Origin of the sequence: Mesorhizobium sp. M7A.F.Ca.US.005.03.1.1 (assembly GCF_003997975.1) — a bacterium.
GTDB classification, from domain to species: Bacteria; Pseudomonadota; Alphaproteobacteria; order Rhizobiales; family Rhizobiaceae; genus Mesorhizobium; species Mesorhizobium ciceri.
Window position 1 is genome coordinate 18,932 of the sequence record NZ_RZRO01000001.1, and the last position, 12,411, is coordinate 31,342.

Consider the following 12,411-nt stretch of genomic DNA (forward strand, 5'->3'; position numbering starts at 1 on the left):
TCGTCTTTCACGCCGCCCGCTCGTAGCGCGCTATGGTTTTCTTGAAGCCGTCGAGGAAACGCCGGCCGTCCAGGCCGGTGCAGATGCGGGTGGTCTTGGGCCCGCCGCCGGGCAGCAGTTGCCGGCCGCGATAGGCGACGGTCTGGCCGCGCGCCAGCCTGCCGTCGAGCACGACGTCGGCGAACAGCGGCTCGGTCATCGTCGCCAGGCCGGGATCGAAAGCCAGCGCCACGGTGATCACGTCATCCATCGGGAACCCGACGAGGTCGAAGAATTCGCGCCAGATGTCGATGTAGATCGGGAAGCTGTCGGCGATCATCTCAAGGACGGGATTGTCCCTGGCGACGGCCTGCATGTCGGCGATGTCGTCGCGCGTCAGCATCGAGTCGGCGACGCGGTTGTCCTCGCAGATGTCGAGGGGGACGAGGATCTTCTCGACATCGGCGTTGAGCACGATGCGCGAAGCCTCCGGATCGGCCCAGATGTTGTACTCCGACAGGGGTGTGATGTTGCCCGGCGTCTGGAAATTGCCGCCGAGCACGATCAGCCGCTTGAGTGCACCGGTCAGTCCCGGCTCCTGCAACAGCGCCATCGCCGTGTTGGTCAGCGGGCCGGTCGTCACCAGCGTGATCTCGCCCGGATTGGCCATGACCGTCTCGATGATGAAATCGACCGCATGTCCCGACGTGGCCTGCCGCACCGGCGTCGGCGCCGGCGGGTTGAACTTCTTCAGGCGATCGCCGAAACGGGCGACAAGCCGTTTTTCGAAATGCACCGGCGCCTCCATGTCGGCCTTGGCGTTGCCGACGATCGGCCGCCACGCGCCGGCGTGAACCGGGATATCGTTACGCCCGGCGAGCGTCAGCGTGTTGAGGACGACGTTGGTGACCTGTTCGATCGGGCCGGCCGCACCGGTCACGGTGGTGACACCCTCGAGCCGGAGTTTGGGATTGACCGCTGCAAACAGCACGGCGAGAATATCGTCGCCGGCTGAATCCACGTCGAGGATTATGCGTTCCATAAAGGCTTCCTTCACTGGGGATTTTTGCCGCCGGGTTCGGTGTTCCTGTCTACCGACAGCAGTTTCCGCATCGATTCCAGCGTCTCCGCGATGATCCTCGGGCGCGCCCGGTAGGACAGCGCGAACAATGCGATCAGCGCGACGACATAGGGGACGGTGAGAACCAGGTAGGACGGATAGCCAAACGTCTGCAGGCGCAACGAAAAGGCATCGGCGAAGCCGAACAGCAGGCAGCCGGCCAGCACCTTCAGCGGATCGCCGTTGGAAAAGATCAGGATCGCCACCGCCATGAAACCACGGCCCGACGACATGTTTTCGGTGAACATGGTGATGTAGCCGAGGGACAGATGCGCGCCGGCGAGGCCCGCCAGCAATCCGCACAGCAGGGATGCGATGTAGCGGACGCGGGTGATCGAGATGCCAAGCGCCTCGGCGGCTTCCGGCTTTTCGCCGACGACGCGGATATAGAGGCCGAGCCGCGTCCGGTTGTAGCAGACGACCAGCAGCGGCACGGCGATGAAGGCGGCATAGACGAGCGGCGTGAAACCGGAGATCAGCGGCGCCCAGGAGCCGAGAAGGTCGCGGGCGCCGGGCAGCTGGACTTTCGGCAGGCCGACGATGCCGTGACCGACGATCGAACCGCGCGTGCCGAAGATCGCTTTCATCAGCGAGATCGTCATGCCGCCGGCCAGGATGTTGAGCGCCAGCCCGACGACAACTTCATTGGCCTTGAAGCTCACCACCAGGACAGCAAAAACCAGGGCGAAGACGAGCGCCGCCGCAACGCCGCAGGCGACGCCCGCCAGTGCGGAACCGGTCCAGATCGAACCGAGGACGGCGAAGAAGGCGCCGACCAGCATCTGCCCCTCGAGGCCGATGTTGAAGATGCCGGCCTTGGTGGTGAACGAGCCGCCAAGCGCGACCAGAAGGATGGGCGCGGTGGTGCGAAGCGTCGCAGCGATCAGCGCGACGTTGATGAGCTTGTCTAGAATTTCCATCGCCGCTCCCCTGCCTGGCTGTCGCCGCGCTTTCTCACCAGCACCTGGGCCGACACGCTGAGGATGATCAGCGCCTGGATCACGGTGATGATTTCGCGCGACGCGCTGGTGTCGACCTCGAGCAGCAGCGATCCGTTGCGCAGGGCACCGAAGAACAGTGCGGTGAAGATGGTGGCGACCGGCGAGCCATTGGCGAGCAGGGCGGCGATCAGCCCGTCGAAGCCGAAACCGGGGGCAAATCCTTCCATGAAGCGGTGATGGACGCCGAGCGTCTCGACGCCGCCGGCCAGCCCGCCGACGGCCCCTGAAAGCAGCAGGACCAGGAAACCCTGCCGTTTCACGTTGACGCCGCCATATTCGGCGAATTTCGGCGCCGAGCCGACCATCGTGACGCCGTAACCCCATTTGGTGTAGCGGAAGACAAGGGCCGCGCCGACCGCCAGCACCAGGCCAATGACCAGGCCCCAGTTCAACCGCGAGAAGGCGAAGATCTCCGGCAGATAGGATGTCGCCAGGATCGGCGGCGTCTCCGACCAGCCGCCCGGCCGCTTGAACAGGAAGATGGTGAAGTAGGATGTGAGCAGCACCGCCACGTAGTTCGACAGGATCGTCGAGACGACCTCGTTGGTGTTGTAGCGGGCGCGGAAATAGGCGGGGATGGCGACCCAGGCCGCGCCCGCCACGACCGCCAGCGCCAGTGCTGCCAGTGTGTGGATGCCCGCGGGCAGGGGCATGGCAAAGCCGACCCAGGCGGCGGCGAAGCCGCCGAGGAACAGCTGGCCCTCGATGCCGACGTTGAACATGCCGCCGCGCAAGCCGATGCAGGCCGCGACACCGCAGATCAGGATCGGCGTCGTCTGCAGCAAGGTCCCGGCAATCTTCTCCTGATCGCCGAAGGCGCCGCGCAACAGTGTCATGAACACACGCACCGGGCTTTCGCCGACCATGAGGATGATGATCGCGCCCATCAGCAGTGCCACGCCGATGGCGATGACCTGGCCGGAAACGGCACGCAAATGGTCTTTCATGATGCGGTCTCCGCGGGGAATTCCGGCGCGGCCACGCCTGCCATCATCATGCCGATGCGCTCCTCGTCGGCGTCATCGCCAGAAACCTCGCCCATGATCCGCCCGTTGAACATCACCAGGATGCGGTCGGCAAGGGCGGCCAGTTCGTCGAGTTGCACGGAAATCAGCAGGATCGCGCGGCCGGCGGCGCGCTGTCGCATGATCTCGTCATGAATGGCCTCCTGGGCGCCGATGTCGACGCCGCGCGTCGGCTGGTCGATCAGCAGGAAATCGGCGCCATTGGTGAATTCGCGTGCCAGAACGACCTTCTGGATGTTTCCGCCCGAAAGCCGCTTGACCGCATCGCCCGGTCCGCGCGCGCGAATATCGAAGCTCTTGATCAGCGTTTCGGCGTTTTGATTTATGGCATTCCAGTTGAGCATGCCGCCACGACTCCATGGTGCGCGATGCTGGCGGCCCATCAGGGTGTTGGCCGCTATCGAAGCGTTGCGATCGACCCCGCGTACCATGCGGTCGCCTGGAACATGGGCGAGGCCTGCCTGGCGGATCGCGGCGGGCGAGAGATCGGTGAGATTCTGGCCCTTCAGCCAGGCCCCGCCATGGCTTGCCGGCCGCAGGCCCGAAAGCACTTCCGCCAGCTCCGTCTGTCCATTGCCGGCCACACCCGCGATCCCCACCACCTCGCCGGAGCGGACCGTGAAACTGGCAAAGCGAAGGGCTGGCAGCAGGCGATCGTCGCGCGCCCACAGATCCTTCACTTCGAGCACCACGTCGCCGTGCAGCGAAGCGCGCGGCCGGCGGTCGAAGCTCACTTCGCGGCCGACCATCATGTGCACCAACTCGTCCTTGCTGAGCTCGGCCGTCGGCCTGGTCGCCACCTTCCTGCCGTTGCGCAGCACCGTCACCGTGTCGGACACTTCCATCACTTCTTCCAGGTGGTGCGAAATGAAGATCACCGTCATGCCCTCGGCCACGAAGCTGCGCAGCGTCTGGAACAGTTCACGGCTCTCCTGCGGCGTCAGCACGGCGGTCGGTTCATCGAGGATGATGGTGCGCGCGCCGCGCACCAGGACCTTCAGGATTTCGATGCGCTGTTCTATGCCGACCGAGAGCAGCCCGACGCGCTCGGTCGGATCGACCTGCAGGCCGAAGCGCTTCGACAGGTCGCGCGTTCGCGCCACCTGCGCAGCGTGGTCGATCAGTCCATGGCGACGGATTTCCATGCCGAGAAAGACGTTGTCGGCAACCGAGAGCGAGGGAACCAGCTTGAAATGCTGGTGAACCATGCCGAGGCCGGCCTTTATCGCCATGGACGGGTCGGCGATCACGATCTCTTCACCGTTCAGCCGGATCGAGCCTTCGTCCGGCTGCAAGAGGCCGAACAGGATGTTCATCAGCGTCGTCTTGCCGGCACCGTTCTCGCCGATGATGGCGTGGATCTCGCCGCGGCGGACCGCAAGGTCGATGCCGTCATTGGCGACGAATGCGCCAAAACGCTTGGTGATGCCAGTCAACTCGACGGCCATCGCGGCATTGCTGTGGAGGGTCGGCGACCCCGGCGTGTTCGACAACATGGCTCTCGCAGATTGGACACTGATCCGCCGCGGCAAGCCGCGGCGGATCAGTCTAGCGCTTTCTTGGGAGGGAGGCGCTGGTGTTGGCTTATTTCGCCTTGGCGATCACGATCTTGCCGTCGACGATGCCCTTTTTGATCTCGTCGAGCTTGGCGGTCATCTCTGCCGGGATCTTGACGGCGATGTCATCGCAGACCTTGACTTCGACACCGCCCGAGGCGAGGTCGAAAGTGCGGGTGCCGGCGGTGATCTTGCGGCCCTCGACCTCGTCCTTGATCAGCGTATAGACGGCGATGTCGCCGCGCTTCAGCATGCTGGCGAGCACATTTCCGGGGGCCGAGCCGCACATGTCGATGTCGACGCCGATCGAATATTTGTCGACCGCGGCACTTGCCTGCATCACGCCTTCACCCGTCGGGCCGGCGACGTTGTAGACAATGTCGGAGCCTTGGCCGTAAAGCGCCTGGGCAAGTTCGCTTCCCTTGGCCGGGTCGTCGAAGGTTCCGGCGAAGACGGAGTTCACCTTGACGTCGGGCGCGGCATATTTGGCGCCTTGCTCGTAGCCGCCCAGGAAGTTGCGGATCACCGGGATATCGCGGCCGCCGACAAAGCCGATGGCCTTGCCGTCGCCGATCTTGTCGAAGGCGGTGCCCTTGGCTTCGATCATGCCGGCAAGCGCGCCGGCGACGAAGGATCCCTGCTCCTCGGCGAAATTGGCGTAGATCATCTTGGGGTTGTCGAGGACGCCATCGATGAACACGAAGCGCTGGTCAGGATATTCGGCGCTGACCTTTTGCAGCGAGTCCACCAGCTCCCAGCCCATCACGAAGATCAGGTCGTACTGTTTGCCCTTGGCAAGATTCTCGAACTGCTGCTGGTAGTCGAGCGCGCGATTGCCGGTGTCGACCAGCTTGAGATCGATGCCGAAATCGGTCTTGGCCTTGTTGAGGCCGTTGACGATCGAAACGCCAAAACCCTGTGCAAAGTATCCCGAGATGGCGGCCACGGAAACCTTGGCCTGTGCGGCGGCCGGTCCGAACGAAATGGCAAGCATCGTGCCGGCCAGGAATAAACTCTTGAGCGCCCTTTTCATGTCATTCCCCTTCAGCTTTTTTCAGCTTTTGAAGCCACGCTTTGACCATCCCCCACACATCGCCGGGACAACGGCGAGTTCGTTGATGGTCATATGAGTTTAGGAGCGGCTTAACAGGCTGTCAATCGTCATCCGATGCAGTTTTCTTGGCCCTTCGCCCGCTTGCCCGACGTCTGTGCTTGACAAATGTCGATAGGCATAATTGTTGATACTCTAACGAGTTTTATGAACGACGGGATGAAGGAAGAGAACAATGCCGGCTGTGGTGGTCAGGAAATTTCTGGTTCAGATGGAAGAGATATTCCATGAGGGCGGACCCCACGCGGCACGCCCGCTCAAGCGAGGCGCGATCGTCGCGGTCATCGCCAACCCTTTTGCCGGACGCTATGTCGAAGAGATCACCGGCTTCATGGAAGACCTGAAGCCGCTCGGTCTCGATATGGCTCGGCGCCTGATCGACGCCATTGGTGAGGGCGGCCAGGCCATCGAAGGTTATGGCAAGGGTGCCATAGTCGGCGCCGCCGGCGAGCTTGAACATGGCGCGCTCTGGCACAATCCGGGCGGCTACGCGATGCGCGAACTGCTCGGCAATGCCAAGGCGATCGTGCCTTCGACCAAGAAAGTCGGCGGCCCCGGAACGCGCATCGACATCCCGATCACGCACATAAACGCCTCCTATGTGCGCAGCCATTTCGATGCAATCGAGATCGGCATTGCCGATGCGCCGCGCAGCGATGAAATGGCGGTCATCCTGGCGATGACCACCGGCGCACGCGTTCATGCACGGGTCGGCGGCCTTGCCGCCGCCGACATCAAGGGTGAGGACGGACTGCGATGAGCCCGGAAATCCGCCGTATCATCACCATCGTCGAGGAAACCCGGATCGAAGGCGGGCGGCACGTCGATCCGCCGACGCGGCGTGCCGCAGCCATTGCGGTCATCCGCAACCCCTATGCGGGTACCTACGTCGAGGATCTGTCGGCACTCAGCGCCATCGGCGAAGCGTTGGGCGAAATCTTGCCCAAGCGCGCCGTCGCTGCTCTGGGCATTGCCGGCAACCGGGTCGAGAGCTTCGGCAAGGCGGCCGCCGTCGGCGCCGATGGCGAGCTCGAACATGCCGCCGCCATCCTTCATCCAAAGCTCGGCGCCCCGTTCCGCGATGTGCTCGGCAAGGGCGCCGCGCTCATTCCCTCATCGAAGAAGCGCGGCGGCCTCGGCGTGCCGCTCGATATTCCGCTCGGCCACAAGGACGCGGCGCGGGTGCGCAGCCATTTCGACGGCATGGAGGTTCGTGTTCCCGACGCACCGCGTGCCGACGAGATCGTCGTCGCTATCGCCGTCACCGATTCCGGCAGGCCGCACCCGCGCGTCGGCGGGCTGACCAAGGACAAGATTGTCGGCATTGACGGCGTCGGCTGACCGTCAGGCCGCCAGGACTTCCGGCACCCGCATCGCCGGCGGGGTGTTGCGGCTCCGGCCGGTCCGCACCACGCCGTCGATGACGACCATTCCAATGCCTGGAAGATTGCCGAGCGCCACGCTGTCGAGCAGCCCGTCGCCGGCGCCGCCGATCGCCTGATCCATGAAGATCAGGTCGGCGGCGCGACCGACCTCGATCAAACCGCGATCGTCCAGTCCGCGCACGCGCGCCGTGTTGCCGCTGGCAAGGCAGAACGCCACTTCCGGTGCAATACCGCCCAGCGAAGCCAGCATGGTCAGGGTTCGCAGGATGCCGAGCGGCTGCACGCCGGATCCGGCCGGGCTGTCGGTGCCGAGGATGACGCGCGAAAGTTCGCCGCGCTGCCTTGCCAGGTCGAGCACGAACAGTCCGGTGCGCAAATTGCCGTTATGGACGATTTCAAGCGCCCTCGAACCCTTCTCGCAGATCTGACGTATTTCCGCCTCGGGCAGGGCGGTTGGCCCGCCATTGACGTGGGCGACGATGTCGGCGTCGACCTCCAGCACGACATCCGCGCCGATGCGGCCGGAGCCGGGCAGCGACGGGCCGCCCGTGTGGGTCATCGAGGTCATGCCGTATTTGCGCGCCCAGGCGATCATCTTCCGGCCGGTCGGCCCATCCTTGACGCCGCCAAGCCCGACTTCGCCGACAAGCGTCACGCCGGCCTCGGCGAGACTGCGGAAGTCTTCCTCGGTAAGGCCGGGTTCCAGGATCGGTGCCCCGGCCAGGATCTTCATGCCGTTCGGACGGAAGTTGGAGAAGGTGCGCTGCGCCGCGATCGCCAACGCCTTCAGCCCGACAAGATCGCGCGGTCGGCCCGGTGTGTGGACCTCGCCAGCCGAAATGATCGTGGTGACGCCGCCATGCACGGTCGAATCCATCCAGCCGATCTGGTTCTGCCGGGGCGTCCAGTCGCCGGCCACCGGATGGGCGTGGTTGTCGATAAGACCCGGCGCGACCGCACAGCCCATCGCATCGATGATCGTCGCCGCGCTGCCGCCATCAATGTCGCCTGCCTTGCCAATGCCTGATATGCGTCCATCGCTCACGACGATGGTGTCGGCGTCGATGATCGGTTGTGCGAGATCGCCGCTCAGCATGAGACCGATATTGCGGACGACGAGCGTGTTGGCAGACGACTGGAGGTCGGACGACACCGGTTCTCACTTTTGCTGTTATGGAAAAAAGGACTGGACGAGGCTTATTTGCCGCCGTCGCCATTCGTTGGATCGTCGTCATTGATGCGCTGGAGCAGGCGAAGCAGCGTCGCCTGCTCAGCCGGGGAGAGCGGCGACAGGAACCGCCGCCCGACCTCGACGCTGCGTTCGAGCCGCTCCAGCGTATAGTCGGTCCCTTTGCTGGTCAGCGCGATCATCGTCAGGCGTTGGTCGGTTTCGGAGGCGCTGCGCGTGATCAGCCCGTGTTTGAGCAGTTTACGCATGACGATGCTGATGGTCGACGGGTCCATCGCCGTCAGCCGGCCGAGATGGTTCTGCGAGACTTCGCCATGCTTGAGGATCGTGGCGAGCGCCGCGAATTGCGTTGGCGAAAGGTCTTCGCCGGCCATGACCTGCTGGAAGCGCAGTGTCGCGCGCTGATGCGCCCGGCGGATGACGTGCGCCGGGTGACGGTCCAGTTCATAGCCGGTCTCGGCGTATTGCTGCAGCACTTGCTCGCGGCTCGGGGGTGCATCGCCGCTCGGCGTTTTCGAGGTCGCGCCTTTTTCGGATTGCGGTTTCTTTTCAGTCGTCACACCGGACTCCTATCGCCGCTGTCTCGGATGTCGCCGGTTTGGAAAAGCTCAAGCCGCGACCTCCGCTGGTTGAAGCGACGTCCCGTCGCGGAGGGCTGCGACGACATCAGCCGAATCGCTGACCACGCCGAAATGGGTCGCTATGTCGTAGAGCGAGCTTTCCTGCTCGCGGGGTCCCGTTGCTGCGCAGCAATCGCTTGGCACCACCACCTCATAGCCCTGGAAAAAGGCGTCATGGACGGTCGAGCGCACGCAGATGTTGGTGACCACGCCGAAAATGACCAACTGGTCGACCTGCATGTCTTTCAGCGTCAGGTCGAGGTCGGTTTGAAAGAAGGCCGAGTAGCGCCGCTTGATGACATGGATCTCATCATCGCGGGCGCCGAGATCCTCGATGATCTCCGGCCCCCAGCTTCCATCCAGGCAATGCGGTGTGCGCTTCAGCCATTCGCGCTCGCGTCGCATGCCCGGCCGGTGGCTGTCATGGACCCAGATCACCGGCACGCCGGCGGCGCGCGCGGCCTCGATCACGGCCAGTTGCGGCGCGACCAGCGTCTCGTACCCAGGCAGGACCATGGCCCCGCCGGGCTTGCAGAACTCATTGACCATATCGATGACGATAACGGCTGCACGGCGTGGATCGAGGCGCACCGCATCATCGTGCCGATGTGAGGAAAAACTGTCCACGGACATGGCGAGCTCCTTTGACCGATCGTTGATGCTCATACAAAAAACCCTAGTGGATGCCAAGTCAATCCCGTTCGACGCAAAGCGTGCTGGTCGGCCTTGCGCACCGCGCTCCGACAAGCGTATGCGCTATTTGCCCATCGCGAAATGGCCTTGACAACGCTTGTCAGGCATGTGCTCGATTTGTATGACCATCAATGATATTCAAGCCGCTGAATTGCGGAGCCGAGGCCGAGATATGAAAACCATCGTCACCGGAGCCAGCGGCCTGCTTGGCCGCCATGTGGCCGAGGCTCTGGTTGCGGCCGGCCACGATGTGCTTGGTGTCGATGCCGTGGTACCGGGTGAGGTCGCATGGCGCCACGCAACCGCCGATTTGACCGATCTGGGATCGACACTGCAGCTGGTGCGCGATTGCGATGCCGTTGTGCATGTCGCGGCCATTCCGCGGCCGACCGGCCGGGCCGGCGGCGAGGTGTTCAAGACCAACATCGCGACCGCCTACAATGTGGTCGAGGCAGCCGCCATGGCCGGCGCTAGGCGCTTCATCTATGCCTCATCCTTCAGCGTCTTCGGCTATCCCTTTTTCGAAAAACCTGTGCGGCCGCCCTATCTGCCGGTCGACCTGGACCACCCGGCCGGCGCGCAGGATCCGTACGGCCTGTCGAAATGGCTGGGCGAGGAAATCGTCGACGCGGCGGTGCGCCGCGGCGCCTTTTCGGCGGTCAGTATCCGCATGCCGTGGATCCAGACGCCGGGTTCATTTTTCGAGGGCGTCGGGCCGCGCCGCGCCACGGCCGACAGTGCCCGCGACCTGTGGGCCTATCTCGACGCGCGCGACGCCGGGCAGGGCTTCCTGCGGGCGCTTGAATGGCAAGGCGACGGCCATCTGCGCGTCCTGCTCAGCGCCGCCGACACCTTCATGGAAGAGGAAACCGAAGCGCTCGTGCGCCGGGTCTATCCCGATGTCGCTCTATCGCGGCCGATCGCCGGCTTTGGCGCCGTGCTCGACACGGTCCATGCGCGCGAAACGATCGGCTTCGAACCACAATATTCATGGCGTTCCTATCCAAAGCCGGAGACCGGGGGATGAAACGATTCGACCAGAAGAAGATCCTTGTCACTGGCGGCGCCGGCGCGATCGGCGGCGCGGCGGTGCGGCGTTTCCTTGACGAAGGCGCGCGCGTCGCCATTGTCGATCGCAATGGCGCGGCGGCGCAGCAACTGGCTCGCTCACTGGGTGAAAACGCCATTGCCATCGAAGCCGACGTCAGCGATGAAGCGGATGTGCGGCGCGCCGTCGAGGCGACCGTCGAGACGTTCGGCGGCCTCGACGCGGTGTTCAACAATGCCGGCATTTCCGGCGTCGTCGCTCCCGTTCACGACCTGCCGGTCGAGGACTGGGATACGACCATCCGTATCAATCTGCGCGGTATCTTCCTCGTCCTGCAGGCATCGCTTCGGGCGATGATCAAGGCGGGGACCGGTGGCTCGATCGTCAACATGGGCTCATCCATGGCCGGTTGGGACGTCCTTTCGGGCGGTGCCGGCTATGTCGCTTCCAAACACGGCGTGGTCGGCCTGACGCGGGTTGCGGCGCTCGATGCCGCGCCCTACGGCATACGCGTCAATGCCATTTGCCCCGGCGTGATCGAGACGACGCTTGGCGTGCTGGCTTCCGGTGACGGCGAATTCAAGAGCAGCGTCCAGCATTTCGCCGACCGCATTCCATTGCGCCGCATCGGCCAGCCGGACGATGTCGCGGCCGCCGTGGCTTTCCTGGCCTCGGACGAGGCGAGGCACGTCACAGGCGTGGATTGGCTGATCGACGGCGGCCAGACCTTGCAGAGCTGGGCCAACGCCCCTGATGGCGGTGCGTTTCCGAAATTTCGCTAAAGCTCAATTTCGCTGCTCGATTTGCTTGAGCATTGATCTGCAAGAATTCGGCAAACCAATTGTCGGATGCCGGCCGCTCCCGCTAAAGGCCAGGCCCCATTCGCGATCTACTTCACGCCGATGCCGGCGGTCAGGCCGCCATCGATCTTGTAGTCCGCGCCAGTGCAGAATCCGGCCTTCGACGAACACAGGAAAGCGATAAGTTCGGCCACCTCCTCCGGCTCGCCGATGCGCCCGATGGGGTGCGCTTCGCCGAAGCGCTTGTAGGCGGCCTCGACATCGGCGTCCGTGCCGTTCTCGCCGCGGGCGGCCTGCTCCAGGATCGGGGTGCGGATCGAGCCGGGGCTGACGGAATTGACGCGGATGCCGGAGCGCGCATGGTCGAGGGCCAGGGCACGCGTCAGCGTGTGGATGGCGCCCTTGGTGGTGGCATAGGCGGCGACGTTTTGCTGGCAGGCAAAGCCCTGCACCGAAGCGACGTTGACGATGGCGCCGCCGCCCCTGCGGACCATTTCCGGGATGCCGAAATGCGCGGTCAGATAGATCGACCCGACATTGACCGACATCGCCTTGTTCCAGGTCTCGAAATCGGTGCTGACGGCGGTTCCGTACGGATGCACCGCCGCCGAATTGACGACGATATCGAGGCCGCCGAACCGCTCCACGCCGGCCGCGACCGCGTCGCGAACCTGATCGGGCACGGAGACGTCGGCGCCTATCACCAGCGCCCCGGCTGCGGAGCTTTCCAGTTCCGCTTTCAACGCCGCGTTGGCCGCGCGGTCGATGCCGCAGGCGACGATCGCAGCGCCCCCTGCAGCGAGGCGTCTGGCGGTTGCGAGGCCAATCCCGGTCGTCCCCGTCACCAAGGCAACCTTGCCGTCGAAATCCTTCATTGGGAAAAC

General features: G+C 64.2%; 13 protein-coding genes. 4 read left to right on the forward strand and 9 right to left on the reverse strand.

What is annotated here, in order from left to right; genetic code table 11:
* Window positions 1–7: 7 nt before the first annotated feature.
* The 5 genes from EN990_RS00110 to EN990_RS00130 form a co-directional block, all read right to left on the reverse strand.
* Window positions 8–1,021 carry a nucleoside hydrolase gene (locus EN990_RS00110; protein ID WP_127368014.1) on the reverse strand — a complete coding sequence of 338 codons (1,014 nt, stop codon included), beginning with the start codon at window positions 1,019–1,021 and terminating at the stop codon, window positions 8–10.
* Window positions 1,022–1,032: 11 nt separating this feature from the next.
* A complete protein-coding gene (locus tag EN990_RS00115) occupies window positions 1,033–2,019 on the reverse strand; it encodes an ABC transporter permease (RefSeq protein WP_013530293.1) in 987 nt (328 codons plus the stop codon).
* Entirely contained in the window at window positions 2,007–3,047 is a 1,041-nt protein-coding gene (locus EN990_RS00120; RefSeq protein ID WP_127368015.1) for an ABC transporter permease, read from the reverse strand. Before EN990_RS00120 ends, EN990_RS00115 begins: the two co-directional genes overlap by 13 nt.
* Entirely contained in the window at window positions 3,044–4,621 is a 1,578-nt protein-coding gene (locus EN990_RS00125) for an ABC transporter ATP-binding protein (protein ID WP_127368016.1), read from the reverse strand. Before EN990_RS00125 ends, EN990_RS00120 begins: the two co-directional genes overlap by 4 nt.
* A gap of 88 nt (window positions 4,622–4,709) precedes the next feature.
* Window positions 4,710–5,714 carry a BMP family ABC transporter substrate-binding protein gene (locus EN990_RS00130; RefSeq protein WP_063172800.1) on the reverse strand — a complete coding sequence of 335 codons (1,005 nt, stop codon included), beginning with the start codon at window positions 5,712–5,714 and terminating at the stop codon, window positions 4,710–4,712.
* A 253-nt stretch (window positions 5,715–5,967) separates the two neighbouring features.
* Between EN990_RS00130 and EN990_RS00135 the strand changes: the two genes are divergently transcribed.
* The gene (locus tag EN990_RS00135) at window positions 5,968–6,552 is read left to right on the forward strand and encodes an amino acid synthesis family protein (RefSeq protein ID WP_127368017.1); all 585 of its coding nucleotides are present in this window, start codon (window positions 5,968–5,970) and stop codon (window positions 6,550–6,552) included.
* Window positions 6,549–7,133 carry an amino acid synthesis family protein gene (locus tag EN990_RS00140; RefSeq protein WP_127385006.1) on the forward strand — a complete coding sequence of 195 codons (585 nt, stop codon included), beginning with the start codon at window positions 6,549–6,551 and terminating at the stop codon, window positions 7,131–7,133. Before EN990_RS00135 ends, EN990_RS00140 begins: the two co-directional genes overlap by 4 nt.
* A gap of 3 nt (window positions 7,134–7,136) precedes the next feature.
* Here EN990_RS00140 and EN990_RS00145 read toward each other — a convergent pair whose 3' ends face one another.
* The 3 genes from EN990_RS00145 to EN990_RS00155 all read right to left on the reverse strand — a co-directional run bounded on the left by EN990_RS00145 (window position 7,137) and on the right by EN990_RS00155 (window position 9,619).
* A complete protein-coding gene (locus tag EN990_RS00145; protein ID WP_245460996.1) occupies window positions 7,137–8,273 on the reverse strand; it encodes an amidohydrolase family protein in 1,137 nt (378 codons plus the stop codon).
* A 101-nt stretch (window positions 8,274–8,374) separates the two neighbouring features.
* Complete coding sequence (locus EN990_RS00150; RefSeq protein ID WP_024502291.1) at window positions 8,375–8,926, reverse strand: MarR family winged helix-turn-helix transcriptional regulator; 552 nt, start codon at window positions 8,924–8,926, stop codon at window positions 8,375–8,377.
* 48 nt (window positions 8,927–8,974) lie between these two features.
* Window positions 8,975–9,619, reverse strand: a complete 645-nt coding sequence (locus EN990_RS00155; RefSeq protein WP_063173769.1) for an isochorismatase family cysteine hydrolase — start codon at window positions 9,617–9,619, stop codon at window positions 8,975–8,977.
* A 232-nt stretch (window positions 9,620–9,851) separates the two neighbouring features.
* Here EN990_RS00155 and EN990_RS00160 point away from each other — a divergent pair, with 232 nt between their 5' ends.
* Together EN990_RS00160 and EN990_RS00165 are read left to right on the forward strand one after the other, a co-directional pair.
* Window positions 9,852–10,706 carry an NAD(P)-dependent oxidoreductase gene (locus tag EN990_RS00160; protein WP_127369245.1) on the forward strand — a complete coding sequence of 285 codons (855 nt, stop codon included), beginning with the start codon at window positions 9,852–9,854 and terminating at the stop codon, window positions 10,704–10,706.
* Complete coding sequence (locus tag EN990_RS00165; RefSeq protein ID WP_127369246.1) at window positions 10,703–11,509, forward strand: SDR family NAD(P)-dependent oxidoreductase; 807 nt, start codon at window positions 10,703–10,705, stop codon at window positions 11,507–11,509. Before EN990_RS00160 ends, EN990_RS00165 begins: the two co-directional genes overlap by 4 nt.
* Window positions 11,510–11,616: 107 nt before the next feature.
* On the opposite strand, the gene EN990_RS00170 is transcribed toward EN990_RS00165, so the two are convergent.
* The gene (locus EN990_RS00170) at window positions 11,617–12,402 is read right to left on the reverse strand and encodes an SDR family oxidoreductase (RefSeq protein ID WP_127369247.1); all 786 of its coding nucleotides are present in this window, start codon (window positions 12,400–12,402) and stop codon (window positions 11,617–11,619) included.
* Window positions 12,403–12,411 lie beyond the last annotated feature (9 nt).

Bases quoted from the DNA above. Each gene is read 5' to 3' on its own strand.
- EN990_RS00110 (WP_127368014.1), bottom strand. From the start codon at position 1,021: ATGGAACGCATAATCCTCGACGTGGATTCAGCCGGCGACGATATTCTC.
- EN990_RS00115 (WP_013530293.1), bottom strand. From the start codon at position 2,019: ATGGAAATTCTAGACAAGCTCATCAACGTCGCGCTGATCGCTGCGACG.
- EN990_RS00120 (WP_127368015.1), bottom strand. From the start codon at position 3,047: ATGAAAGACCATTTGCGTGCCGTTTCCGGCCAGGTCATCGCCATCGGC.
- EN990_RS00125 (WP_127368016.1), bottom strand. From the start codon at position 4,621: ATGTTGTCGAACACGCCGGGGTCGCCGACCCTCCACAGCAATGCCGCG.
- EN990_RS00130 (WP_063172800.1), bottom strand. From the start codon at position 5,714: ATGAAAAGGGCGCTCAAGAGTTTATTCCTGGCCGGCACGATGCTTGCC.
- EN990_RS00135 (WP_127368017.1), top strand. From the start codon at position 5,968: ATGCCGGCTGTGGTGGTCAGGAAATTTCTGGTTCAGATGGAAGAGATA.
- EN990_RS00140 (WP_127385006.1), top strand. From the start codon at position 6,549: ATGAGCCCGGAAATCCGCCGTATCATCACCATCGTCGAGGAAACCCGG.
- EN990_RS00145 (WP_245460996.1), bottom strand. From the start codon at position 8,273: ATGCTGAGCGGCGATCTCGCACAACCGATCATCGACGCCGACACCATC.
- EN990_RS00155 (WP_063173769.1), bottom strand. From the start codon at position 9,619: ATGTCCGTGGACAGTTTTTCCTCACATCGGCACGATGATGCGGTGCGC.
- EN990_RS00160 (WP_127369245.1), top strand. From the start codon at position 9,852: ATGAAAACCATCGTCACCGGAGCCAGCGGCCTGCTTGGCCGCCATGTG.
- EN990_RS00165 (WP_127369246.1), top strand. From the start codon at position 10,703: ATGAAACGATTCGACCAGAAGAAGATCCTTGTCACTGGCGGCGCCGGC.
- EN990_RS00170 (WP_127369247.1), bottom strand. From the start codon at position 12,402: ATGAAGGATTTCGACGGCAAGGTTGCCTTGGTGACGGGGACGACCGGG.